Genomic DNA, 24,831 nt, shown 5'->3' on the forward strand with positions numbered 1-24,831 from the left:
ATCGAGCCCGTCGATTCCGTGGAGGCCCTCGAGGCCGCCGGTGTCACAGTGATCCGAGGGGACGCAAGGTTCGCCTCGGCCAGGACCTTCGAGGTCGGTGGCGCGTCGGTGACGTTCCGCCATGCCCTGCTGGCGACCGGGGCAACCCCGGCCGTACCGCCGATCCAGGGGCTCGACGGCTTCCCGTTCCTGACCTCGGACACGCTGTGGGACCTCTCCGCGCTGCCTCCCCGGCTGGCCGTGCTGGGCGGGGGAAGTATCGGTTGCGAGCTCGGTCAGGCCTTCGCCCGCCTCGGGGCCGACGTCACGGTGATCGAGGCCGCGCCGCGGATCCTTCCCCGCGAAGACCCGGACGCCTCCGCGGTTGTTGCTGCCGCCCTGACCGACGACGGGGTGACGGTCCTGGTGGGCCGTCCCGTCGCCTCCGTGCGAGGTAACGCTGATGGCTCGGGCGAGTTGTCGGTCGGCGACGGCCCCGATGCCACGGTGGCGTTCGACTGGCTCCTCGTCGCCGGCGGGCGCAGCCCTCGGACCCGCGACCTAGGCTTGGACACGGCGGGCATCGAACTCGACGCCCGAGGTTTCGTCGTCGTCGACGAGGCCTTGCGCACCACCAACAAGCGGGTGTGGGCGGCGGGTGACCTCACCGGGCACCCTCAGTTCACCCATCTCGCCGGGGTCCACGGCAGCCTGGCCGCCAGCAACGCGGTCCTCGGGCTTCGGCGCAAGGTGAACCTGACGGCCGTGCCTCGGGTGACGTTCACCGACCCCGAGGTCGCCGCCGTCGGGGTCCCCACCGGCGAGTCTGACCTGCCGTCCGGCGTCACCTCGGTGACCCGGCAGCACGACCACGTGGACCGTGCCGTCGCCGAGGACGACACCTCGGGTTTCGCCCGGCTGGCGTTGGACAACAAGGGTCGTGTCGTGGGTGCGACCGTCGTCGGTCCTCGGGCGGGGGAGACCCTGCCCGAGCTCACGGTCGCAGTCCGGATGGGGCTGCGGACGCGGGACCTCGCGAGCGCGATCCACGCCTACCCGACCTACGCCGACGGCCCCTGGAATGCAGCCATCGATGACGTCCGCGCGCGGCTGCAGCGGCCGGCGATGGCGCGGGCGACTCAGGCGCTCCTCCGCTTCCGCCGGTCGCGCAGCTCATGACCCGGTCGGCGTGGAACCCCCAGCGGTCACGTCGTGCGTGAGATCGGCTGGAGCCACTGGCCGGTGCTCGACGCCGACCAGATGCGTGAGGTGGATCGCGTGATGATCGAGGAGCTGCACGTCAGTCTGCTCCAGATGATGGAGAACGCCGGTCGTAACCTTGCGTGGTTGGCGATCGAGCGATTCGCACCGAGCAGGGTCGTGGTCCTCGCCGGTGGCGGCGGCAATGGTGGGGGCGGTCTCGCCGCCGCACGTCACCTGGTCAACCATGGGGTCGACGTCGAGGTGCGCGGCCTGGCGGCTGAGCTGGTCGACGCGACCCGACGCCAACGCGACATCCTCCGTGCGATGGGAGTCGACGCCACCAGCCCGGACGTTCCCACGAGAGGTGCTGATCTGGTGATCGACGCGATGGTCGGCTACAGCCTTCGAGGGGATCCCCGAGGGGTCGTCGCGGACCAGATCGCCTGGACCACGACGCAGCCGGCCCCGGTGCTGGCCCTCGATGTCCCCAGCGGGTTCGATGCCACGAGCGGCCAGCTTCGGACCGCGCACGTCACGGCCACTGCGACGCTCACCCTCGCGGCACCCAAGCGTGGTCTTGATGTCTGCGGCGCTGCCGGCGAGATCTACGTCGGTGACATCTCGGTGCCGTCGCATGTCTACGAACGATTCGGGTCGGTCGTGGCACCGAGTTTCGGAGGCGACTGGGTCGTCCGCGTTTTGCCTGCGGCCGATACCGAGCCGCAGCACGACGGTGTGGAGGTGACATGAGGGTCGAGATCGTGACGATTCCCGACTGTCCCAATCGGGATGTCGCCGATGCCCGCGTGCGGAGGGCGCTGGCCCTGTCGGCACTGACGGACGTCGAACCGGTTCACCGGGTCATCGGCAGCCACGAGCAGGCCGTCACCGAGGGCTACCAGGGCTCGCCGACGATCCGGTTCGACGGCACCGATCCGTTCGCCTCCGTCGGCGCCCCGACTGGGTACTCGTGCCGGATCTACCAGACGGAGCAGGGTCTCGCAGGTGTCCCCACGGTGACCCAGCTGGTTGGGGCGATTCGCGCCCACCGGACACGGTGACCGGTGGGGTGGGCTCAGCTCTCGCGGTGCAGCAGGAGCTCGGCGACTAGAGCCGTCCACCCGGTCTGATGGCTGGCACCGAGGCCGGCACCGGAGTCGCCATGGAAGTACTCGAAGAAGGGGACCATGTCCCGCCATCCCGGGTCGCGGGCGAAGAGCGGATCGGCACCGTGGCCGGGCCGCCGGCCGTCCGCTCCGAGGAGGAACATGGACACGAGGCGTCGGCTCACGTCATCGGCGATCTCTGACAAGGTTGCCTGGTTCGGCGATCCCGTCGGACAGGCCAGGTGGAGGTCGTCGCCGTAGAGCCGCGCGAAGCGCTTCAACGACTGGACGAGCAGCACGTTCATCGGGAACCAGATCGGGCCCCGCCAGTTGGAGTTCCCCCCGAAGATGGGTGTCGGCGACTCCCCGGGCTCGTAGCCGACCGAGGCCGAAAGGCCCGGGAGCTGCAGGACGAACGGTGAGTCCTGGTGGCGTCGTGACAGTGATCGCACACCGAACGGTGTCAGGAACTCTTCCTCGTCGAGCAGGCTTCCGAGGACCTGGACGAGGTGCTGCGGGTCCACCATGCTCAGCAACCTCCCCTCGTGTCCGTCGCGGACATGCGTCACGCTGATCGGTGCCGCGAATCCGGGCTTCCGGGTGGTGAACTCCTCGAGCTGGGCGGCGAAGGCGGGCAGCCGTTCGAGGGTCTGACGCCCGATCGTCGTGGTGGCGACGAGTGGCAGCAGCCCGACGAGAGATCGGATGCGCAACGGTGTGCGGGTTCCGTCGGGCGAGAGCAGTTGGTCGTAGAAGAAGCCGTCCTGGTCATCCCAGAGCCCTTGGGTGCGGGCCGCGGTGGCGATGTAGGCGAAGTGCTGGACGAACTTGGTGGCCAGGTCCTCATAGGTCGCGTCGTGCTCGGCGAGGACAAGGGCGATCTCCAGCATGTCCAGGCAATAGGACGCCATCCATGCAGTCCCGTCGCTCTGTTCCAGGATCTGCCCCTCAGGAGCCGTCGAGGAACGGTCGAAAGCACCGATGTTGTCCATGCCGAGGAATCCGCCGCCGAAGACGTTGACGCCGCGTGAGTCCTTGCGGTTCACCCACCAGGTGAAGTTGAGCAGCAGCTTGTGGAAGACCCTCTCGAGCCATTCGACATCGGATGAGTCGGTGCAGTGGAACACCTGCAGGGCGGCCCAGGCGTGCACGGGGGGGTTGACGTCGCCGAAGGACCACTCGTAGGCGGGGATCTGACCGCTGGGGTGCTGGTACCACTCGCGCAGCAGAAGCAGGAGCTGGCTCTTGGCGAAGGCCGGGTCGATGTGAGCCAGCGGCACGCAATGGAAGGCGAGGTCCCAGGCCGCGAACCACGGGTACTCCCAGGGATCGGGCATGGAGATCACGTCATGGGCGGACAGGTGCCGCCATTCGCCGTTGCGCACTCCGGTACGGCCCAGGGGCGTGGGAGGGCCACCGGGGTCGCCGTCGAGCCACCGCTCGACGTCGAAGCGATAGAACTGCTTGCCCCACAACAGGCCCGCCAGCGACCGGCGGAGGACGAGTGCCTCGTCGTCGGTCAGCGACGCGGGTGTCAGGTCCGTGTAGAACGTGTCGGCTTCAGCCTTGCGGCGCAGGAGGACGTCGTCGAAGTCGGCGCCCAGATCCCCCATGGCCTGACCGGCCGTGAGCCGCACCCTGACCTCCGTGTGCCCACCGGCGGCAACCTCGAGGACGTGGTGGAGCGCCGACCGGGTTCCCTGCAGCGCCGGATTCACGGTGGGTGCACCGCCGACGACGTGGTCGTTGATGCCGTCCTTGGGGTAGGGGGAGCGCCCGTCGCTTCCGAAGAGGCGGTGGGCGTTGGTCTCGTTGTCGCAGAAGAGGGGTTCGCCGACGCCGGCGTGCGTCAACGTCATCGGACCGAGCACCGGGTGCTCGGCGAGCAGTGACTGCGACGTCTGCTCCCGGATCACCGGGATCGACGGGTTCGGGTCGCCCCACGCCCAGGTGTTGCGGAACCACAACGTGGGGAGCACGTGGATCACTGCCGCCTCGGGGCCGCGGTTCTCCACCGTGATCCGCATGAGGATGTCGTCGGGTGCGGCCTTGGCGTAGTCGACGGTGACCGCCCAGTACCTGTCGTGGTCGAAGATCCCGGTGTCGGCGAGCTCGAACTCCGGCTGGTCGCGTCCACGGTCTCGGTTGCCCGCGACCAGTTCGTCGTACGGGTAGGCCTGCTGGGGGTAGTGGTAGCGCCAGGTCATCCAGGAGTGGGTCGGGGTGGAGTCGTCGTAGGACCAGTACTCCTTGACGTCCTCGCCGTGGTTGCCCTCGGGGCCGGCGAGCCCGAACATCCGCTCTTTGAGGATCGGGTCGACGCCGTTCCACAGAGCCAGGGACAGGCACAGGGTCTGGTCGAGGTCGCACACCCCGGCCATGCCGTCCTCGTTCCACCGGTAGGCGCGAGACCGGGCGTGGTCGTGCGGGAAGTAGTCCCAGGCGTTGCCGTCCGCCGAGTAGTCCTCGCGGACGGTGCCCCACGCTCGCTCGGCGAGGTAGGGGCCCCAGCGTCGCCAGTCTTGGACGCCAGCATCGGCAGTTCTCAGACGGTCCGTCTCCGATTCGGGCGCCGGCGCGGCACGTCGTGTCCGGCCTCGGCGTCGATCCGAGCTCATGAGGTGAGGCGCTTGAGCACCATGGCGATAGGCGGGTTCGTCAAGGTGGTGCCGTCGGGCAGGAGCACGGTGGGGACGGTGCGGTTGCCCCGGTTCGCTCGCTCAACGAATCTCGCCGCAGCGGGATCTCTTTCGATGTCGACCTCGACGTAGGTGACGCCGGATCGTGTCAACTGCGCCTTCAGCCGGCTGCAGTAGCCGCACCAGCTGGTGCTGAACACGGTGATCGTCGGTTCAGGCGCGGCACCTGACACGGTGTCGATGTCGCTGTCGCCGCTGGGTGGAGCGGGGGTGGCCCAGCCTGCTGGAGCTCCTGCGTCGCGTCGCGCCCGCAGCGGGTTACGCCAGCGCACGGAGGGCGTCCTCGATGCCGCGGTGGAAAGTGGGGTAGGCGTAGATCATCCGCTGGAGGACGTCGGTCATGATCCGCGCGTGCACGGCCAGCGCGAGCAGGCCGAGGACCTCGCCGCCGACTGGTCCGACGCTGGTTGCCCCGACGAGGACGCCGCGGTCGGCATCCTCGACGACCTGGATGAACCCGTCGTTGCCGACCTTGTGGATCCAGCCGCGCGCGGTGTGGGGGACCTCCGCTCGACCGGTCCGGACAGTGATCCCTGCGGCGCGTGCCTGCGCCTCGGTGAGGCCCACCGAGGCGACTTCCGGGTCGGTGAACGTGACGCGAGGCAGCGCCGTGTAGTCCGCATCCGGTCCCGGTTCACCCAGGATCGACCGGATGGCGATGGCTGACTGGTACATCGCGACGTGGGTGAACGCGCCCTTGCCCGTGAGGTCCCCCACCGCCCACACCCCGTCGGTGACCCGCTGCTGGTCGTCGACTTCCAGCCACCGCGCAGACGGGTCGACCCCGATAGCGTCGAGTCCGAGCGTCGTGAGGTCGGCGCGCCGACCGGTCGCCACCAAGAGGCGCTGGGCGGTCAGGTCACCCGCTGGCGTCGTGAGGGTGAACTGTGCGCCGTCGTGTCGGACCGCGGTGACGGTGGCGCCGGTGACCACGGTGATGCCCTCGCGCTCGAACACCTCGGCGAGGAGCTGGCCGGAGCCGGGCTCTTCCAGCGGGAGCAGTGTCGGTGCCCCTTCGACGACGGTGACGCGGGAGCCGAACCGGGCGAAGACCTGGGCGAGCTCCACCCCGATCGCTCCGCCGCCGAGGACGAGCAGCGACTCCGGGGGCCCTTCGGTGGCCACGGCGTCACGATTAGTCCAGTACGGCAGTCCCGCGAGCCCGGGAATGGGGGGGATGGTGGGGGACGTGCCGGTGGCGAGCACGATCGCGCGGCGCGCCCGGTACAACTCGTCTTCGACGGTGACCTCGCCAGGGCCGGTGATGCGCGCGCGACCTCGGACGAACGTTCCGCCGTGGCCGACGAAGCGGTCGACGGCGACGGTGTCGTCCCAGGTGTCGGTGGCCTCGTCTCGGATCCGGCGCGCCACCGGTGCCCAGTCGGGGTGCACGTCGGCCGTGCCAGCCATGCCAGGGATGCGCCGGGCGTCGGTGACCAGGTTGGCGGCGCGGATCATCATCTTGCTCGGCACGCACCCCCAGTAAGGACACTCGCCACCGACGAGCTCCGCCTCGATCCCGACGACCTCGAGTCCGGACTGCGCCAGCTTCCCGGCGACGTCCTCCCCGCCAGGTCCCATTCCAATGACGACGACGTCCACGGCATGTGCCACGGGAGTTCCCTTCTCGTGTTCGACGTGGGGGAACCCGCTGGGACGCCCGAAGTGTTCCCGGTTGGTGGTCGCGTCGCTGCGTGCCGGGTCTATCAGCGCGACTGGTTGTCGTTGCGGGGGATATGCCCGCCGGTGACCGGTGAGAGGGAGGTGTCGTCGCACAGGGCGCCGAGTCGGGTCGCGTCATTCACCCGGATCCGCCCACGGCGCATCGAGATGAGGCCCCGGTCGCGTAGGTCACCGAGGACCTTCGTCATGGTCTCCCGCGTGGTGCCGACGAGGTCGGCGAGCTGCGCGTGGGTGAGGCGGATGTCCGTGTGGTCGGCTCCGCTGAGCGCTGCCAGTGCCGACGCGATGCGAGCGGGGACGCTCTTGAGCACGGTGTCTCCGAGCCGACGTTCGAGGTCGGCGACCCGCGCACCGAGGCTCTCGGCGATCCGGGCGGCGATGCGAGCGTCAGCGAGCAGGAGGCGGTAGACGTCGTCGCGGCTCATCAGGCAGACGACGGAAGGGTCGAGAGCCTCGGCGTAGGTGTCGTCGAGGCGCTGACCGAGCAGGACCATCTCGCCGAAGATCTGTCCGGCCTCGACGATCGCGGTCGTCAGGGTCCGCCCGTCGAAGGCGAGGCGGTAGAGCCGGACGCGGCCGCGCTTGAGGATGAACAGGATCTCGCCGGGCTGGCCGGGGGAGATGAGCAACGTCCCGGCCGGCACTTCGCGCATCGGTGCGGACCGGGCGATCCGGTCCATGTCCTCAGGTGCCAGGTCCTGGAAGATGTCGAACTCCGACAGCCTCCAAGTGCGCTCGGGGTTGGACCAGCCGTCCGCGGACTGGTCACCTCTCGGGTGCGTCACGGGCGTGCGCCCTCGAGGATCGTCAGGAGATCCTGCGGAGCCGGGTTCCCCAGTGAGATCACCCGGTCACCCCACACGTACATCGGAGTGCCGACGAAGGCGATGTCGTCGGGGACACCGTCGACATCGACGTCGATGAGGTCGACGGTCATGTCGGGGCGAACGCGACGCACGGCAGCGACGACCTCGACGGCACGGTCGCAGGACGCACAGTCACCCGAGACCAGGACGCGCACCTTTGCCGAGCTGTGGTTTCGGCCGGCCGACGTCATGGCGTGCGGTCCTCCGCTGCGGTGCAGTCGACGAGCATCGATCCAACCTAGTGAACGGCGGTGCTGACATCTGTGTTCCCGCCCACGTTCGGCGACGCGGTGACCGGACCGTGGCCGGTGCGGCGTCACGACTCGTGGATCCGCACGCCGCGCCAGAACGCGAGGTATCCGCTGATGTCTGCCGCGGAGGGGAGCGGTTCTGGGTAAGCCCAGGCGACGTCGGCGCCGGCCACCTCGTCGCGTGCGACGGACCAGTAATGGGCTTGGCCCTTCCAGAAGCAGCGGGTGGTCTTCTCGCTGGGAGTGAGCAGGTCCCAGTGGACCGAGTCCGGCGGGAAGTAGTGGTTTCCTTCCACGACGATGGTGTCCGGGCTCTCCGCCAGGACCAGGTCGTTCCACATGGCACGCATGGTTTGGGCTCCTTCATCTCCGGTCGCGACAGGGTCGCTGTCGTTGACGGAGGGGAACCCGGTGGTGATGCCGGTGGATTCCCCAGTCGCGGGACGACGCGCGTCGCGGCGGGACCGCCGCGACCCGAGTTCGAGCCCCGTTGCTGACGTCGGCACCTGGTCGATCGGCGTGAACGGAATGAGTCCGCGCGCTGAGGGGGTTCCCAGCGCAGCGACGTGACGTACTCGAGGAGGCCGCGATGGACAAGCGTGGATCGGCACCGTCGCCGACGTGGTCGCAGCATCCGGCGGTGCATGAGCTGAACACGGCGGTGTGGTTGCACGAAGTGTCGCGTCGAGCCGGACGGTTGGTCATGCTCGGTGACGTGCCCGACCATGAGTGGGACGCGGTGCTCCCCGCCGGCATCGATGTCGTGTGGCTGATGGGAATCTGGGAGCGCAGTGAGGTGGGTCGTCAGGTAGCCCTGGGGGAGACCTCTCTGCGAGAGTCGTGGACTGACGCCCTCCGAGACTGGACCGAGGCCGATGTGCTCGGCTCGCCGTACAGCATCCGCGAGTACGTACCGGCCCAAGCGTTCGGCGGATGGGACGGCGTCGATGCGGCCCGGGCGCAGGTAGGTCGGCGCGGCGCCAATCTCATGGTGGACTGGGTGCCCAATCACACTGGCCCGGACTCGCCGTGGATCGCGAGCTCACAGGACGCCTTCGTGTCCGGTACAGCCGACGATCTCGCGGCCGATCCGGCCGCGTTCATCCAGCTCGGCGATACCGTGCTGGCACGCGGCCGCGATCCCTACTTCGCACCCTGGCCCGACGTCGTCCAGCTCGACCCGTTCTCCGCGACCTGTCGCGGGCTCGCCGTCGAGGAGCTGCGCCGCATCGCCGAGCACGTCGACGCGGTGCGCTGCGACATGGCCATGCTCATGCTCGATGACATCGCGCTGCGCACCTGGGGCCAGCGCCTCGGTGCCCCGCCGGAGCGGGGGTACTGGGATGACGTGATCATGGCGGTCCGATCCAGCCACCCAGATTTCCGGTTCGTCGCCGAGACGTACTGGGACCGCGAGCCCGACCTGCTCGCTGCGGGCTTCGACCACTGCTATGACAAGAGGCTCTACGACCGACTCACGCACGAGGGTCCGGACGCGGTCCGAGACCACCTCCGTGCGGACCGGGACTACCAGCGCGGCATGGTCCGGTTCCTGGAGAACCACGACGAACCACGCGCCGCCTCGACCTTCGGTCCGCCGGCACGCTACAAGGCCCTGGCCACCGCGATTGCCACCCTCCCGGGGATGACGCTGTGGCACGACGGTCAAGCCGAGGGACGGACGACGTTCCTCCCGGTCTTCCTTGGCCGACGCCCCGACGAGGCCCCCGACGCGGATCTCGCCAGCTTCCACGCCCGGCTCTGGGGCGTTGCCGCCGCCGTGCGCAACGGCGCCTGGTCGCTGTGCGAGGTGACGGGGTGGCCCGACAACGGCAGTGCCGCGGCGCTGGTCGCCTGGCAGTGGTCCGACAGCGTCGGCCACACCTTGGTTGTCGTCAATCTTCATGGCGAACCGGCCGATGGAATGGCCCACCTCGACGTGGCGGCAGGCACTCATGGCCTGCACGTGGACCTGCTCACTGGTGCCAGGTACCCATTCCTCGGCGATGCGGTGGCTGCCCAGGGGCTCTACATCGGGCTCCCCGGCTGGGGTGCGCAGATCTTGTCAGCACGCCGGGAGCACACCGGCGGGGACGAGGCTGCCAGCTCGTCAACCTGACCGCCTGGTGGGCCGAGTCGCATCGTCGATCGGCCCACCAGTGACGGGACTCCGCCGATATCACCACGCATCGGGGCCCTGGTGCGACCGCACGAACGCGGTAGTCGCACCAGGGCCCCGACGGTCGGGCCGATCCGGGGTTCCGGTCGTTCAGTCGCGGGAGCGGGCGCGGGCGGCGAACAGCAGGCCGAGGCTGAGCCCGAACAGGACGTGCTCCACGAGGAACGTGCCGTACCCGACCATCTGAGCCATGTTCTTGATCTGGTCGCCGCTGCTGAAGATGCTCGACGCTATGGGCAGCGCGATCCAGGAGCTGAGCGCGAACACCATCACGCCGTAGACCGCGCCAGCCACGACTACGGTGGCGCCGCGCCAGTGCAGCTTGCCGACGACGAGCCCGAACATCACCCCGTACATCGCACCGATCATCATGTGGATGGCGGCACCGAGCAGCGCAGGTGCGAGCGAGAAGTAGAACGAGCTTCCGCCCATCGCCTGCTGCATCGAGGTCTGCAGCGTCTCCGGGGACACGATCAACGAGGCGATGTGATACAGCGGCGTGAAGAACCCGGTGCCCTGGTAGGTGAGGGACGCCATCATCGCGTAGGCCGCCATGACCAATGACGCGATGACGCCGAAGCCAGCCCCCAGCAGCGCTGAACGCAGCAGGCTGTCGGTGGGCTCGTCGCGGCCGACGGTGATGTTCGCGCGGCCTGCAGACTGTGATGTGGCCATCTTGCTCTCCTTCTCGAAGTACCGGACGTCAGGCCGGCGTGTGCGGGTCACGGCTGTGACTGCTCACGGAACCCGGTGACTGCGGGAGTTCCATCCCGCCAAGCACGATCAGTTCGTTCCCGTTGAGACGAGCTCGCGCCGTCGGTGGGACGGGTCATCGGCGACGGCCTTGGGTCGGACGCCCTCCGGGAATCAACGGGTGGAGTCGGCGGGTTCCCATCGCGCGGCGAGCCTCGACGAAGGGCGACTGTTGTCGCCCTTCCCAGGTAGTCACTGTCTTGGGCGGCGGAGCACCTCATCAACTGGAGGAAGGGAGTGGAGTGAACCGATCCGACGCGCTCGTTCTGTTCGGGGCCACCGGTGACCTGGCCCGCAAGAAGCTGTTCTCGTCTCTGTACGCGCTGGCCGCCCGCGGACGACTCGACGTCCCCGTCATTGGTGTTGCGCTCTCCGACTGGGACGACGACCGGTTCCGCCTGCACATCCGGGAGGCGATCGCGTCGACTGTGACTGATCCCGACGATGGTGTGGTGGATCGCCTGTGCGCCCGGACGACCTTGGTGGGCGGCGACTATGCGGATCCGACCACCTTCGAGAGGTTGCAGGTGGCCTTGGCCGCGTTGGGCACCTCCCGCGCCACGGTCTATCTGGCCATTCCTCCCGTGCTGTTCCCGACGGTGACCGTGGGGCTTGCCCGTGTCGGGCTGCACGAGACGTCTCGCATTGTGGTGGAGAAGCCGTTCGGGCGTGACCTCGCGTCGGCGGTGGAGCTCAACGACGTGCTGCACCGGCACTTCGCGGAGTCGGATATCTACCGGATCGACCATTACCTGGGTAAGGAGTCGGTCGAGGACCTGCTCGTCTTCCGCTTCGCCAACACCTTCCTCGAGCCGATCTGGAACCGGAACTACGTGTCCAGCGTTCAGGTCACGATGTCCGAGGCGTTCGGGGTTGAGGGACGAGGCAGCTTCTACGACGGTGTCGGGGCGTTGCGTGACGTCGTGCAGAACCACCTGCTCCAGGTGGTCGCGCTGCTCGCGATGGAGCCCCCGGTGAGTCCGGACGCCGATGCGCTGCGCGACGAGAAGGTCAAGGTCTTCCGCTCGATGCGTCCGCTCGATGCGTCCGCTGTGGTCCGCGGCCAGTACGACGGGTACCTCAACGAGCCCGGAGTCGCCGCCAACTCTCTGGTCGAGACGTTCCTGGCATGCCGGCTCGAGATCGACTCGTGGCGGTGGGCGGGAGTCCCGTTCTACGTGCGAGCGGGCAAGGGTCTTGCTGCCACCGCGCTCGAAGCTGTCGTCGAGCTACGGGAACCGCCGCGCATGCTGTTCGTCGACGCGTCATTGCCGTGCCCGCACCCGAACGTGATCCGATTCCGGTTGGGAGCCTCGGACGGGGTGACCATGACGGTCGAGGCCAAACGGCCCGGGCGCGAGTTGGTCACCAACCCGGTCCACCTCAACGTCGACTTCGCTGACAGCCTGAGCCCGCGCAGTGAGGCCTATGAGCGGCTGCTCGACGATGCGCTCGAGGGGGATCACCGTCGCTTTGCGCGCGAGGACGGGGTCGAGAGCGCGTGGCGGGTCGTCCAGCCCGTGCTCGACGATCCCGGGCCCGTCTACCCGTATGCGCGGGGCGGTTGGGGACCGCCGGAGACCGATCGGATCCTCGGCGTGCATCACTGGCACGAGCCGCTGGTCCCGGGGTCAGCGCAGAGTCTGTGATGCTGCCTCGACGAGGCCACACGCAGCCCAGTGCGGACCGCGGGACGGCCAAAGCGCGATCCGTCGGCTCACGCCGCGCCCGCCAGCAGTGCGGCCAGTTGGTCTAGTCCGACCGCGACTTGGTCTGGTGCGGCGAAGGCGCGGGGGTAGCGGCGTGCGTCTCGGTTGATCCATGCGGTGCGCAGGCCCGCCTCGGCAGCGCCGTGGATGTCCCACGGGTGCACCGCGACCATGAGGATGTCGCGGGCGTCGACGTCGCACATCTGCGCCGCGTAGGCATACGCCTGACGCGCCGGCTTCCAGATCCCTGCATCCTCAACGGAGAGCACGAGATCGAAGGAGTCCCGCAGGCCCGCGCGGGTGAGGAGCGAGTCCGTGATGGCCACGGACCCGTTGGTGAGCGTCACGAGCCGGAATCCGGCGCGCCGCAGCTCGACGATGCCGGGCCGGACGTCCGGGTGCAGGTCGAGCTGCGCGAATCCGTCGAGAACATGGGCCTGGGCGGCGTCGATGGCGGCTTCGGGTAGGTCGGCGCGCAACGCATCGCGCAAGTTGTCGGCGGCAAGGTCCACGAAACGAGCGGATCTCCCGGTGGCGGTCAGGGCGAACCCGTCGCGGAGCAGGCCGGCGAACCACGTGGCGGCTAGACCTGGGGGCGCTCCCACGGCCACGAACCGCTCAGTGAGCGGAGTCATGTCCGAGAGTGTCTCGTTGACATCGAACACGATCACCGTCGGCCTGCTGGTCTCCATCGCTCCTCCTGGATCTTCCCCGGTCCTTCACAGGCCGATCGGCGCGCCCCCTCGGGCGGCCAGCTGCCTCCGCTCCGTCTCAGCGGTCCTGTGGGGCTACCCAGGCGCTCGCGGCGAACGTGTCGTCGACGGGGGTGGCGAACAAGTGGTTGGTCCAGTTGCTGAGCGTCTTGACTGCGATGGCGAGGACCACCTCGAGGATCTGGGGTTCGGAGTAGCCGGCGGACCGGAACGCTTCGACCTCGGCGACGGAGGGGCGTCCGGCGGTGTCCAGCAACGAGCGGGTGAAGGCCGCCAGAGCTCTCAGCTTGGGGTCCGGGATCGGCTCGTCATCTCGGATGGCGGCCATCACGTGCGACGGGGTCTTGGAGAAGTGCTCGCCGATGTGGCTGTGCGCGGCCATGCAGTACTCGCACGAGTTGACCCGACTGATGGTGAGGAACACGACCTCCTGCTCGGCCGGGGTGAAGCCGGATCCGGACCTGAAGCGCCGGTAGCCGTCGAGGTAGGTCGCCAGCAGCCCGGGGGAGTTGGCCATCGCGGCGTACATCGTGGGGACGGAACCCAGGTTCTTGCGGGTGCGCTCGAGCAGCTCGGCGGCCTCCGGTGAGGCGTCCTGGATCGAGAGGAACGCAAGGTCGGTGATGTAGGGCTCGGTCATGGGGTTTGCTCCGGTGTGGTCATCGCTCGGGGTGCGGGTAGCGCTCCAACCTCGGGGTGGGCCCGCGGCTCTCGTGTCTAAGTGGAACCCGATCGGGTCTCCGCATCCTTCCGGCCTCACGCGCCCTTCGACTGGGCTAAGCGGCATGCCGAGTTGATGAGGCCGACGTGGGAGAACGCCTGGGGGTAGTTGCCGAGCATCCGGCCCGTCGCTGTGTCGTACTCCTCGCTGAGCAGGCCGACGTCGTTCGCGAGGCCGAGCAGCCGTTCGAAGAGTGCGCGCGCGCGGTCGTGCTGTCCCTGCAGCGAGAGGTTGTCCACCAGCCAGAACGAGCAGAGCAGGAATGTCCCCTCACCCGGCGGGAGGCCATCGGCGGTCTCGTCGTCGGTGCGGTAGCGCTGCACCAGGCCGTCGACCGTGAGGTCGTTCTCGATCGCCGCCACGGTGCCGACCATGCGCGGGTCGTCCGCAGCGAGGAAGCCGACGAGTGGGAGCAGGAGCAGGCTGGCGTCCAGAGCTGTCGAGCCGTAGGACTGGACGAAGGTGTTGCGATCCGCGTCGTAGCCGTGCTCGCAGACGTCGCGGTGGATGAGGGCGGCGACGGATCGCCAGTGCTCGGCCGGGCCGGGCAGCTGCCAGCGCTCGACGGCGTGGGCGGCCCGGTCGAAGGCAACCCAGGCCATCGCCTTGGAGTAGGTGTGGTGGCGGCGCGCGCCGCGGGCTTCCCACAGGCCATCGTCGGGGTCCTGCCAGTGCTGCTCGAGGAACTGCAGGAGGGCGACCTGCAACTGCCAGGCCTCGTCATCGGGAACCATTCCCGCGAGTCGCGCGGCATGCAGTGCGTCCAGGACTTCCCCGTACACGTCGAGCTGGAACTGGCCGGCGGCCCCGTTGCCCACCCGGACCGGGGTCGATCCCTCGTAACCGGGCATCCAGTCGAGCACGAGTTCGGGAAGCCGCCGTTCCCCGCCGATGCCGTACATGATCTGAAGCTGGGCGGGGTCACCGGCGGTCGCGCGCAGGAGCCAGGCGCGCCAGTCCCGGGCCTCGTCGATGTATCCGTTGGACAGCAAAGCCAGGAGCGTGAACGTGGCGTCGCGCAGCCAGCTGTAGCGGTAGTCCCAGTTCCGCTCGCCGCCGAGGTGCTCGGGCAGGGATGTGGTGGGTGCGGCGACGATCGCGCCCGTGGGGTCGAACGTGAGTGCCTTGAGGGTGATGAGCGAGCGTCGGACCGCGGCCTCGTAGGGGCCGGTGTAGGTGCACCGGGACGACCAGGCCTTCCACCGTTGTTCGCGCGAGGCCAGCTCCGCCTCGGCGTCGACCGGGCCGGGCGGCTCGTCCGTCGAGGGATGCCAGGCCAGGGCGAACGGGACGCGCTGCCCGGCCTCGACGGTGAAGTCGGCGAATGTCTGCATGTCCCGTCCCTCTAGGGGGATCGGGGTGTGCAGGCACAAGGCGTCTGGACCGGCGATGGCGTGGATGCCGCCGGGGACGCGACGCACACAGGGGACCACCCATCCGTAGTCGAGTCGCAGGCGCAGTTCCATGCTCATCTGGACCGAGCCTTCGACGCCTTCGACGATGCGCACCAGAGTTGGATGGGCGTGTCGGTGCGGCATGAAGTCGATCAGGCGAACGCGCCCGGTGGCGGTGGTGAACTCGGTCTCGAGGACGAGGGTTGCGTTGCGGTACTGCCGGGTGGTGCGAGTGGGTGCTGCCGTCGGGCGCATCGTCCAGTGCCCGTGCGAGTCGTCGCCGACGAGGCTTGCGAAGCAGGCCCCCGAGTCGAACCTGGGCAGGCAGAGCCAGTCGATGGAGCCGTCGCGGCTGACCAGGGCTGCGGTGTGGGTGTCCCCGATCATCGCGTAGTCCTCGATCGGGCGGCTCATCCTGAACCAACGAACGTGCGGCTGTCGGTCCGCCGCGATGTGGCAGGGCTGGGACTGAGTCGCCTCGCGAGGCCCGCATGGATGCCAGCGCGGGGCTCGCTCATGCGGTTGTTCCGGTTCTGGGGTCGACCGGGGCCCCGCCCGACGAGGCCGACGGTGCTGGCCGAGCGGAGAAGCGGCGAGTACGGAAGGCCCAGCTCAGCGGTAACGCGACGAGTAGGGCGCCGCCGAGCATGTTGCCGATGCCGGCCGGGATCAGGTTCCAGACGAATGCGTCGACCCAGTCGGGGCCGCCGCCGAGCGCGTGGGAAAGGCTGAAGAAGCCCATGTTCGCGGGACTGTGCTGAAATCCCGCGGTGACAAACGCCGTCACGGCCAGCAGCACGGGGATGTACTTCCCGAAGATGGTGCGACCCATCAGAGCGAAGAACGCGGCCATGCCGACGAGCCAGTTGGCCAGCATCCCGGAGATGACGACTCGGATCCAGGAGTCCGCTCCGCCGGCGGCCTGAAAGGACATTTTGGTGGCGACGATCTCGTTGAGCTGAGTGTGCACGGCGGGGGAGTATCGCTGGGCGAATCCGATCGCCGAGGCGGTGATGAGGGCGCCGACAAAGTTGCCGACCCAGGCGAGACCCCAGAACCGTGCGACCAGCAGCGCCTTGGCACCGGTCAGGGAGAGCGTGGTGGGCAGCACCACGTTGGCCTCAGTGAACAGGACGCCGTGAGAAAGGATGACGAAGAAGAAGCCGGTCGAGAAGCCGAGTCCCTCGAGCAGGTAGAACGCGCCCGAACCGCTGGCGCCGGTGGCGAGCAGGACGGAGAACAGGGCGCCTACCGTGATGAACGCCCCGCCGAGCATGGCGAGGGCGAAGACCCGCACCGAGTTGAGGTCCGAGAGCCGATGGGCCCCCTCTCGAGCCATGACGGCGAGCACGACTTCGGGCTGGATGTAGCTCGCTGCGGGGACCACGAGGTCCTCGTCCACACTCATGTCGTTGCGCCGATTCGGGTGTAGCGCACGGGGGGCGACAGGAGGGGTCTGATCTCAGCGACGGAGTTGTCGTCGGCGGAGGCAGCCTCCCGGGACCTGGAGTGCGTGTGCGTCGCGTTCATCGGTGCCGCCGGTGGGCGAGGGTGAGCGCATAGTCGCCACGACGATCGGTCCACTGACCTGTCGGGTCGAAGCCGGCGGCGGCGAGCTCCGCGCCGATGCCCTCGAGGCGGAACTTGGTGGAGATCTCGATGCGGATCTCCTCGCCTGCTGCGAGGTCGAGCTCGAGGTCGGCTCCGGGGATGCGGACGTGCTGGGGTGCCTCGGCGCGCAGGCGCAAGTCCATCCGCTCCATGTGGGCGTCCCAGAACGGGACGTAGCTGAAGGCGTCGAGGTCGAAGTCCGCGCCGAGTTCACGGTTGAGAACACGCAGGGAGTTGAGGACGAAGTCCGCTGTGATGCCGTTCGGGTCGTTGTACGCCGCGATGAGGCGGTCGGCGGACTTCACCAGGTCGGTGCCGAGCAGTAGCGAGTCGCCGGGGGCGAGGGAGTCGGCGAGCGCGCCGAGGAACGCTGCGCGCTCCTCGACGTAGAGATTGCCGATCGTGCCGCCGAGGAAAGCCACCATCCGGCGGCCGCCCGGGGGGAGATCGCCGAGGTGCAGGGTGAAGTCGCCGACGAGACCCTCGACCTGAACACCGGGGTACGCCGCGGAGATCTCGGCAGCGGCGCGGCGCAAGGTCGCCTCCGACACGTCGACCGGGACAAAACGTTTCAGCTGGCGCGTCTCGGTGAACGCGTCAAGGAGGGTCCTGGTCTTGTCCGATGTCCCGCTGCCCAACTCGATGAGTGTCGACGCACCGCTCGTCTCCGCGATCTGGTGGGCGTGGGTGCTGAGGACCTCGCGCTCGCGCTCGGTGGGGTAGTACTCCGGGAGGCGGGTGATGAGGTCGAACAGCTCGGAGCCGTGGTCGTCGTAGAGCCACTTGGGCGGAAGGCTGCGCGGTTGGGCTCCGAGCCCCCGTCGAACGTCCTGGACGAGGCTGGTTGTCGCCCAGTCGCTGCTGAGGAGTACCTCGATGTGCGGTTCCTTCGTCCGGGTCACGCGGTCACCTCTCGAGTCAGGTCGGCGGTCCCGCCGTCCGCAAGGCGCACGCCGGACAGCGCCCATCGGGCTGCGTGCGGGAAGAAGTTGCGGTACGGCGTGCGCGCGTGGCCGGGAGGCGTGAGCGCGCAACCGCCGCGCAGGACCATCTGGTTCGACATGAACTTCCCGTTGTACTCGCCGATGGCCCCGGGCGCGGGGTGGAACCCGGGGTAGGGGTGGTAGGCCGACGACGTCCACTCCCAGCAGTCGCCGAACGCCTGGCGCAGCCGCCCGGTGGACGCCTCCGCAGCACGCGGGTGGAACGTCTCGCCGTCGGCGAGGTTGGCGCCCTCGGTGCCCGCGCCGTCGACCGCGACGGCGTGCTCCCACTCCGCCTCGCTGGGCAGGCGCTTGCCGGCCCAGGTCGCGTAAGCCTCGGCCTCGTAGAAGCTGACGTGGCTCACCGGCAGCGCGGGGTCCACCGGGAACGTGCCGTGCAGCGTGTGCTCGACCCATACGCCGTCGAGCTGCTGCCAGTAGAACGGTGCGCGCCATGTCTCGGCGTTGACCTTCGCCCAGCCGTCGGACAGCCAGAGCTCGTGGCGGCGATATCCGTTGTCGGTCATGAACTCCAGCCACTCGCCGTTCGTCACGAGGCGGTCGGCCAGGCGGTAGGGCTCGAGCCAGACGCGGTGGCGCGGCTGCTCGTTGTCGAAGCTGAAGCCGTCGCCCTCGTGCCCGATCTCGACGAGCCCGCCCTCGACGTCGACCCAGCCGAGGCGGTCGGGCGCGGCGATGGCGGCCGGGCGGCCGGCGTAGACGGGCTGCAGGGGGTTGCGCGAGAGCACGTGCTTGATGTCCATGAGCAGCAGCTCCTGGTGCTGCTGCTCATGGTGGAAGCCGAGCTCGAGGGTCGGCGCGAGCTTCTCGAGGGTGCCGGTGTCGAGGGAGGAGATGACGTCGCGCATGCGGGCATCGACGTTGCCGCGGTAGGTGGCGACCTCGTGCGCGCCGGGCCGGCTGATGAGCCCGCGGTCGGGGCGGGAGTACCGCGGGCCGAGGGTCTCGTAGTAGCTGTTGAACAGGAACCAGTAGCGGTCCTGGAACGGCGCGAACCCCTGCTCGTGGTCGGCTAGGACGAAGGTCTCGAAGAACCAGGTGACGTGCGCGCGGTGCCACTTCGTCGGCGAGACGTCGGGCATCGACTGGACGGTCTGGTCCTCGGGCGAGAGCGGCGCGGCGAGCGCCTCGGTATGCGCACGGACCTCGTCGAAGCGGGTGACCAGGCCCTCGCGTGTCGACGCCAAAGGTCGCATTGCCTGGCCTCCTCGTCGTGGGCTGATGCTGACCTGACGGGAACCCGCCATCGACGGAGATACATTCCGACCTGATCAGGCGATCTCCCAAGCTGCGGCTGACGGCACCAGGTTGCCGCCCGGCCTCGCAGCCCACGAGGTGCCCCAGGGAGCGTTTTGCCCGGCGCGAACTCGGTGTTGGGCCTCTCGTGCACGCCTCGCGCGCCGACGCCAAGAGGAGTTGCTCGCTCGTGGCCGAGAGGCCAGCGTCTCATCGGTGTGGGATGGGCGGGAACCGCCAGGCGCCGGCGTAACTCCTCCTGCGAGCGGCGATGGCAACGGCGGTGGCAGTCGGGGTCATGGAACGCAGCCGGGCATAGTCCGGGGCGCGGGGACGCTTCGCTGGGCCTTCGCGCTTATCGCTTGTCCGACCTCCACAAGCTACGCACCGACCGCGTTGACACTCACTCGTCGCTGGTGCCGGTCCGCCGGCTTCGGCTCCACCCCGCCACTGCCCATCTGTCGTCGCGACCGCTGCCGATCGCGTCGCCGTCGATCGTCGTACACGACTGGCGCTGCGATCGGTTGCGTGGCTCTCCCGGGCCGGCACGGCAGGTCTGACACACACGCGGCTACCGGGGCGCCGGTGCCCAGGGCGGACTCTCGGGCGGATCGATCCGGGCGTCCTCGACGAAGCGGTCGAGGTCATGTCGGTCGATCCGTACGTAGCGGCCGATCTTGTAGAAGCGAATGCGTCGTTCCGCGATGAGACGCCGGACGAAGCGCACGGGCGTCCCCAACCGCTCCGCTGCTTGATCGACGTCGAGGAGGTCGCACGGGGTCGTGGCCGCGGTCGCGGGACTTGCGCTGGCTTGGTGGGTGTCCACTGTCATGGCTGTCATCTCCCGGGATTGGCCGCCGACGGCGGTCGAATTGTGTGGACGCTGAACCGGCTGCGAAGCCTGCGTTCACACGGGCCCGGCCCACTCTGGGTAACCCCCCTTGCCAGGCGTCTGGCCATCACCGGTCCGCACTCACGAGTTCCACACATCGCTGGGTGAGGCGTCGGCTGCCCCTGGCCGCGGACCTGGCCATCGTTGATGCACGTGTGTCGCGTCACGGCGTCCGTGCTGAGACTGGGGTCGTCCGGCTGGCGCCAGACCCACGGCAACCCCACCGAGCAGCGTTCTGGTGTCAGCCCCGGACCGGGTGGTTGCCTCCGACCGGGAAGGTGGTCACCTGGTCTCCGCACCCTCACCGCCGGTCGTGGCCGGTCCGGTCGTCCCCGCCAGCCCGCTGACCGATCCGTGGATCTGCACTGTCGCCACCCTTGCCACGGACCTGGCCACGCGGACCGGGAAGTCAGCGGCCCCCTGGCCATCGGCCTGCCCCCGTTCGACTTCTGTCCGTGGCAAGAGACTGTCGATGCAGGTCAGGGGCTTGCCGGGCGCATGGCCAGACTCGCGGCAACCCCCGGTGAGCAGCGTTCGGGTGTCAGTCACCGAACCCGGAGGTCTCCATGTCAGCTTCGTCGCCAGTCGCCCCGGCGAGCCAGCACCGACGGGCGTCCGTCGGCGCCAGGGTGAAGATCACTCGTGACCGCGCCGGCCTGCTGTCCGCGCTGACGGCCATCGACGAACTGGGTTGGGAGTCCGTCGTCGGGGAGTCCCTGCTCGTCTATGTCAGGGCCACGGTCGTACGCCCCCAGCTGGTCCGCACCGGACTGTGCAACGCCGCCCGGGAGCAGGCCGAGGCGACCGCTTGGGAGGCGGTGTGGGAGACGTTGCTCGACGAGTCGCTGCGCACGGCCCAGTCGCCGTGGGGCGTTCTGTGGCAGGTCGCGCGCCACTCGGTGCTCGGCGAGATCATCGCGTGCGAGTACGGGACGGATGCCCGCAAGAGCTGGCGGGCGCGCCGCCGATCGGTGCCGACAAGCCCGGGGTCGACCCCTCGGAGCACATCGGACTCAAGTGCTGCGCTGATCAGCCTTGAGGACCTACCCGAAGATGGCACCGAGATCGCTGACGAGGTCGGACTCCTCTGGCTCGACGCTTGCCCGCTGCTGATGCTGGTGGTGGACGCCCTCGTGGAGGTCGGGTGGACGCGCAGCACAGCTGCTCGCGTCGTGGAGGCCGTCGCGTGCTCCGCAGGTCGCGTGGGGTCGGACGCCGTGGACTGGCGTCTGTTTGCTACCGCCTTGCAGATCCCCGGGTGGCAGGTACGCCGGGTCGCTGTGGCGGTGCTGGGCGTCCCCGGCTGGCCCGGCGTGGTTCAGCAGTTGGCGACCGATGGTCCGGCGATCCTCGAGCTCGCGGGTGTGCAGGCGGCTATGCGCTCGACCGTGACGTCGTGGATGCCCAGCACGGTCACCGCGGCCAACCGGGCCGCGAGCGCGCTGATCCCCAATCAGGCGGCGTGATCATGCCTCCCGTCATCCGTTCGGATGCAGCCGTCAACACGGAACGTAGTCGGCTGCCTCAGCCGATATTGCGCCGCGTGACCGTTCTCCGGCGAGTTCTCCACAAGATCGCGCGAAGCGGTGTCGCTCCTCGAAATGTGGGGGTACAAAGGCCGGACGACGACGTTGGCCACGCAGCTCAGCGAGTGTCCCATTCGCGCTTAGAGGCGGTGATTGGCGTGAACGAGGGAACCCGCCCGAGCCGGGCGGTGTACGCGGGACTGGCACTCGCTGTGCTGATCCCGCTGAGCGCATGCAGCGGCCCGTCTGCGACCCAGAGCCCGACTGTCTCGACGTCCACCTCGGAATCGGGCCCGTCCACGAGCCCGTCAACATCGAGTCCATCCCCGAACCCCACCGCATCGGCGAGCTCGGCAGCTCTGGCGAGCTACGCCGCGTTCTGGGACGCGAAGGTTGCATCGCAGGCCAAGCCGACGCAAGGCCCCCCGGTGGCGCTCGCGCGGTACAGCATCGACAAGGCCCTCGCGGACGCCCAGGCTGCCATCCTCATTTTCCGCCACAGCGGAATCGAAATGCGAGGCAAGCCGGCACACTCCGCCGAGGTCACGTCCGTGACGCTGACCGCTAGCCCGATGGTGTCCATCCGAGACTGCCTCGACAGCACGCGCTGGCTCCCCGTCTATTCGGCCACCGGCAAGTCCGCATTGGCGCCAGGGCAATCGGCACGCGTCGTCGTGGACTCTATTGCGACCATCTACGACGGCAGGTGGGTCATCAGTGGGTCCGTCGCGCACCGGGATCAGCCGTGCTGAGGCGTCGCTTGGCGAGCACTCTCGCTGGGATACTGATCGTCGGGCTCATGACGAGTGGTGTTCCGGCGGTCGCTGACTCGGGCGGTGTGAGTTGCCCACCCGATGCCCCTGTGTGCGTCGTCGTCGTTACCGATCCGGGAAGCCCCGGCTCGGGTGGAACACCCGGAACGGGGACGCCGGGCCAGCGAGTCTGCAAGGTTCCGGCCACGGGGCAAGTGATGCCGTGCTTCGACAGTCACTTCGGTTGGTGGAGCAACACCGATGGCTGCTACTACATGCTCGTCGAGCCCCCGCCTGCGCCGGATTCTTCGGCATGGAATGGCCACTACCCGCAGGGTCACGTCTACCTGACGACATGCCTTGGCACACCCGGATCGGGTGGAGGTTGGGCGTGGCTACCGAACCCGCCCGAAGGCTACGGCGGAGTTTCAGCGACGCCGGCGATGCTGGCTCAGAGCGCCCTGGACACCATGCGCCTGACGGGTCCGGAGATCGGCATGGCCCCGGGTGCGGGGAAGACCGGCCTCGTGGGGCTCCCGGTGTGGCTCTGGACGACCGTGTCGCCCTCAACGTGGGGACCGACATCGGCGACGGCGGCGGTGCCTGGCCTGTCGGTGACGGCGACGGCCCGGGCGCAGAAGATCGTATGGGACATGGGTGACGGGCACTCAGTGACCTGTACGAACCCGGGCACCGTTTACACGACGTCGAAGGGTGCGGCTGCCTCGCCGACCTGTGGGTACCGCTACACCCGCTCGTCGGCCTCGCAGCCGGGGTCGGTCTACACAGTCACGGCGACGACGACGTGGTCGGTGACCTGGGCCGGTGGTGGGCAGTCCGGCGTGCTGACCGTGACGCGGACGTCGACGACGTCGGTGCGTATTGGCGAGTTGCAGGTCCTGGTGTCCTGACCCATTCCAGCGTGCAGTCACGAGAGGCGGCGCCATGACGACGGCGACGAACGGATCGACCCCGACCACGAGGGTGACCGCCGCTGCGAGCGCGAGTCGCCCGATGCCGGTCGCGCCTCGAGTGGCCGCGCCGAAGGGTCGCCGCCGTCCGCTGATGCTGGCGCTCGGTCTCGCCCTGGTCGCGGTCGGCGCCCTGACGTCGGTGTGGCTGGTGAGCTCGGCGAGTCAGCGTGTTGCGGTGCTGGTGCTCGCCCGTGACGTGCCCTACGGGTCACCGATCACCGCTGCGGACCTGACCACGACCGATGTCTCGGTCGATCCCAACGTCGCGACCGTTCCCGCCTCCGAGCTGGACACCGTCGTAGGCAGCGTGGCCGCGGCGTCGTTGTCAGCGGGATCTCTGCTGTCCCGCGCCGAGCTCGCCGCGTCGGCACCCCCGGCCGCGGGTCAGGTGCTGGTCGGTGTCGCGATCCCTGCGACCCGGATGCCCGCGGGCGGGCTCGCGCCCGGCGACCGGGTGCTGGTGGTGGACACCCCCGCCGCCGACGCGGACCCGTCCGCGGTCGCGCCCGCGACGATTCCCGCCACGGTGGTCCGGGTCGGTGGGATGGACGTCAACGGCGTCACCGTCGTGGACGTCACCGTCGCGACCGGTGACGGGCCGGCGCTGGCCGCGCGCGCGGCGACGGGACGGATCGCGGTGGTCGTGCAACCGAGGACGGGCTGAGATGACCGTCATCGCGTTGACCTCGGCGAAGGGGTCCCCGGGCGTCACCACGACCGCGCTGGCCCTGGCGTGGGCGTGGCCCCAGGTCGCACCCGGTCGCCGCGTGCTGGTCGTGGACGCGGACATGGCCGGCGGGGACCTCGCGCCCGGCTACCTGAGGGGCGCAGTCTCGAGCACCGACGGGGTGCTCGGACTTGCCGCCGCACGCCCCGCCGACCTGGGCGCCGGCTTGTGGGAACACCTGATCGCGGTAGACGAGTCCGCGACCAGGCTGCTCCTGACCGGGATCAGTGATCCGGCGCAGGCTCGGTCGCTGGCCGGGGTGTGGCTCGCTCTGGCCGAGGTGTTCGCCGACCCCGAAGGGGAGCTCTCGAGGGTCGATGTGCTGGTCGACCTCGGTCGGGTCGGTACGGCCCACGAGGCTGCGGCGCTGCGTGCTCGGGCCGACCTGGTGCTGCTGGTGCTGCGGTCGTCGCTGCGCGCGAGCGCAGCGGCGCGTGCCACCGGGCGACGACTGGTCGAGGAGCGCACCGGGTTTCCCGGGGGGACCGACTCGCTGGGGTGCGTCGTGGTGGGGGAGGGCCAGCCGTACGGCGCCGGTGAGATCGCAGCCGCAGTCGGACTTCCCGTCCGCGCCCGGATGGCCTGGGACCCCGCGTCTGCCGCCGTCCTGTCCGACGGAGATGCGGCGTCGTGGCGGTTCGCCCGCTCGGCGTTGATGCGTTCCGCCAACGCCGGCGCCACCGAACTACTGGCCCACGCAACTACCCGGGCGTCGGCTGTCCCCACGGTGCCGGCCCCAGTCGTGACCGCCAATCACCGGGCGGGAGCGACGCCGTGACCGAACCCCTTCGCATCTGGGACCTCGAGGACCTCACCGCACCGGACGCCAGACACGTCTGGCCGACCGGAGCGG

Annotated in this window: 23 protein-coding genes; 9 read left to right on the forward strand and 14 right to left on the reverse strand. The window is 69.2% G+C overall.

Annotation, left to right across the window (positions count from 1 at the left end; translation table 11 throughout):
- Positions 1 to 1,191 precede the first annotated feature (1,191 nt).
- Positions 1,192 to 1,932 (forward strand): NAD(P)H-hydrate epimerase, encoded by a 741-nt coding sequence (locus GC157_00600; GenBank protein ID MBI1375974.1) that lies wholly within the window; start codon positions 1,192 to 1,194, stop codon positions 1,930 to 1,932.
- Positions 1,929 to 2,243, forward strand: a complete 315-nt coding sequence (locus GC157_00605; GenBank protein ID MBI1375975.1) for a thioredoxin family protein — start codon at positions 1,929 to 1,931, stop codon at positions 2,241 to 2,243. Before GC157_00600 ends, GC157_00605 begins: the two co-directional genes overlap by 4 nt.
- 14 nt (positions 2,244 to 2,257) lie before the next feature.
- Here GC157_00605 and GC157_00610 read toward each other — a convergent pair whose 3' ends face one another.
- The 6 genes from GC157_00610 to GC157_00635 form a co-directional block, all read right to left on the reverse strand.
- On the reverse strand, positions 2,258 to 4,906 hold the full coding sequence (locus tag GC157_00610; GenBank protein ID MBI1375976.1) for a glucosidase: 2,649 nt from the start codon (positions 4,904 to 4,906) through the stop codon (positions 2,258 to 2,260).
- A complete protein-coding gene (locus GC157_00615) occupies positions 4,903 to 5,160 on the reverse strand; it encodes a mycoredoxin (protein MBI1375977.1) in 258 nt (85 codons plus the stop codon). Before GC157_00615 ends, GC157_00610 begins: the two co-directional genes overlap by 4 nt.
- An 85-nt stretch (positions 5,161 to 5,245) precedes the next feature.
- Positions 5,246 to 6,601, reverse strand: a complete 1,356-nt coding sequence (locus GC157_00620) for an NAD(P)/FAD-dependent oxidoreductase (protein MBI1375978.1) — start codon at positions 6,599 to 6,601, stop codon at positions 5,246 to 5,248.
- Between the two features lie 92 nt (positions 6,602 to 6,693).
- Positions 6,694 to 7,350 (reverse strand): cyclic nucleotide-binding domain-containing protein, encoded by a 657-nt coding sequence (locus GC157_00625; GenBank protein ID MBI1375979.1) that lies wholly within the window; start codon positions 7,348 to 7,350, stop codon positions 6,694 to 6,696.
- Positions 7,351 to 7,451: 101 nt separating this feature from the next.
- The gene (locus GC157_00630) at positions 7,452 to 7,727 is read right to left on the reverse strand and encodes a hypothetical protein (protein MBI1375980.1); all 276 of its coding nucleotides are present in this window, start codon (positions 7,725 to 7,727) and stop codon (positions 7,452 to 7,454) included.
- A gap of 125 nt (positions 7,728 to 7,852) precedes the next feature.
- Complete coding sequence (locus GC157_00635; GenBank protein MBI1375981.1) at positions 7,853 to 8,137, reverse strand: DUF427 domain-containing protein; 285 nt, start codon at positions 8,135 to 8,137, stop codon at positions 7,853 to 7,855.
- A 239-nt stretch (positions 8,138 to 8,376) separates the two neighbouring features.
- Here GC157_00635 and GC157_00640 point away from each other — a divergent pair, with 239 nt between their 5' ends.
- Positions 8,377 to 9,906 carry an alpha-amylase gene (locus tag GC157_00640; protein ID MBI1375982.1) on the forward strand — a complete coding sequence of 510 codons (1,530 nt, stop codon included), beginning with the start codon at positions 8,377 to 8,379 and terminating at the stop codon, positions 9,904 to 9,906.
- Between the two features lie 150 nt (positions 9,907 to 10,056).
- On the opposite strand, the gene GC157_00645 is transcribed toward GC157_00640, so the two are convergent.
- Complete coding sequence (locus GC157_00645) at positions 10,057 to 10,557, reverse strand: hypothetical protein (protein MBI1375983.1); 501 nt, start codon at positions 10,555 to 10,557, stop codon at positions 10,057 to 10,059.
- A 362-nt stretch (positions 10,558 to 10,919) separates the two neighbouring features.
- On the opposite strand from GC157_00645, the gene zwf reads away from it, so the two are divergent.
- On the forward strand, positions 10,920 to 12,368 hold the full coding sequence (gene zwf, locus GC157_00650) for a glucose-6-phosphate dehydrogenase (GenBank protein MBI1375984.1): 1,449 nt from the start codon (positions 10,920 to 10,922) through the stop codon (positions 12,366 to 12,368).
- Between the two features lie 68 nt (positions 12,369 to 12,436).
- Here the strand turns inward: zwf and GC157_00655 are convergent, their stop codons facing one another.
- The 7 genes from GC157_00655 to GC157_00685 form a co-directional block, all read right to left on the reverse strand.
- Complete coding sequence (locus GC157_00655; GenBank protein ID MBI1375985.1) at positions 12,437 to 13,120, reverse strand: haloacid dehalogenase type II; 684 nt, start codon at positions 13,118 to 13,120, stop codon at positions 12,437 to 12,439.
- A 79-nt stretch (positions 13,121 to 13,199) separates the two neighbouring features.
- The gene (locus tag GC157_00660; GenBank protein MBI1375986.1) at positions 13,200 to 13,781 is read right to left on the reverse strand and encodes a carboxymuconolactone decarboxylase family protein; all 582 of its coding nucleotides are present in this window, start codon (positions 13,779 to 13,781) and stop codon (positions 13,200 to 13,202) included.
- 116 nt (positions 13,782 to 13,897) lie between these two features.
- Complete coding sequence (locus tag GC157_00665; GenBank protein MBI1375987.1) at positions 13,898 to 15,670, reverse strand: glycoside hydrolase family 15 protein; 1,773 nt, start codon at positions 15,668 to 15,670, stop codon at positions 13,898 to 13,900.
- Positions 15,671 to 15,770: 100 nt separating this feature from the next.
- Positions 15,771 to 16,664 (reverse strand): formate/nitrite transporter family protein, encoded by an 894-nt coding sequence (locus tag GC157_00670; GenBank protein MBI1375988.1) that lies wholly within the window; start codon positions 16,662 to 16,664, stop codon positions 15,771 to 15,773.
- A gap of 118 nt (positions 16,665 to 16,782) precedes the next feature.
- Positions 16,783 to 17,835, reverse strand: a complete 1,053-nt coding sequence (gene egtD, locus GC157_00675; protein ID MBI1375989.1) for an L-histidine N(alpha)-methyltransferase — start codon at positions 17,833 to 17,835, stop codon at positions 16,783 to 16,785.
- Positions 17,766 to 19,067, reverse strand: a complete 1,302-nt coding sequence (egtB, locus tag GC157_00680; protein MBI1375990.1) for an ergothioneine biosynthesis protein EgtB — start codon at positions 19,065 to 19,067, stop codon at positions 17,766 to 17,768. Before egtB ends, egtD begins: the two co-directional genes overlap by 70 nt.
- Before the next feature lie 611 nt (positions 19,068 to 19,678).
- Positions 19,679 to 19,939, reverse strand: coding sequence for a helix-turn-helix domain-containing protein (locus GC157_00685; GenBank protein MBI1375991.1), 261 nt, complete (start codon positions 19,937 to 19,939; stop codon positions 19,679 to 19,681).
- 689 nt (positions 19,940 to 20,628) lie between these two features.
- On the opposite strand from GC157_00685, the gene GC157_00690 reads away from it, so the two are divergent.
- The 5 genes from GC157_00690 to GC157_00710 all read left to right on the forward strand — a co-directional run bounded on the left by GC157_00690 (position 20,629) and on the right by GC157_00710 (position 24,756).
- On the forward strand, positions 20,629 to 21,465 hold the full coding sequence (locus GC157_00690) for a hypothetical protein (GenBank protein ID MBI1375992.1): 837 nt from the start codon (positions 20,629 to 20,631) through the stop codon (positions 21,463 to 21,465).
- 218 nt (positions 21,466 to 21,683) lie between these two features.
- Positions 21,684 to 22,277, forward strand: a complete 594-nt coding sequence (locus GC157_00695; protein MBI1375993.1) for a hypothetical protein — start codon at positions 21,684 to 21,686, stop codon at positions 22,275 to 22,277.
- A gap of 218 nt (positions 22,278 to 22,495) precedes the next feature.
- A complete protein-coding gene (locus tag GC157_00700) occupies positions 22,496 to 23,188 on the forward strand; it encodes an ATP/GTP-binding protein (protein ID MBI1375994.1) in 693 nt (230 codons plus the stop codon).
- 34 nt (positions 23,189 to 23,222) lie between these two features.
- Positions 23,223 to 23,915 carry a hypothetical protein gene (locus GC157_00705; protein ID MBI1375995.1) on the forward strand — a complete coding sequence of 231 codons (693 nt, stop codon included), beginning with the start codon at positions 23,223 to 23,225 and terminating at the stop codon, positions 23,913 to 23,915.
- A gap of 1 nt (position 23,916) precedes the next feature.
- The gene (locus GC157_00710) at positions 23,917 to 24,756 is read left to right on the forward strand and encodes a hypothetical protein (GenBank protein ID MBI1375996.1); all 840 of its coding nucleotides are present in this window, start codon (positions 23,917 to 23,919) and stop codon (positions 24,754 to 24,756) included.
- The last annotated feature ends 75 nt before the right edge of the window (positions 24,757 to 24,831 follow it).

Source organism: Frankiales bacterium (genome assembly GCA_016125335.1).
In the GTDB taxonomy this organism is placed as follows: domain Bacteria; phylum Actinomycetota; class Actinomycetes; order S36-B12; family CAIYMF01; genus Longivirga.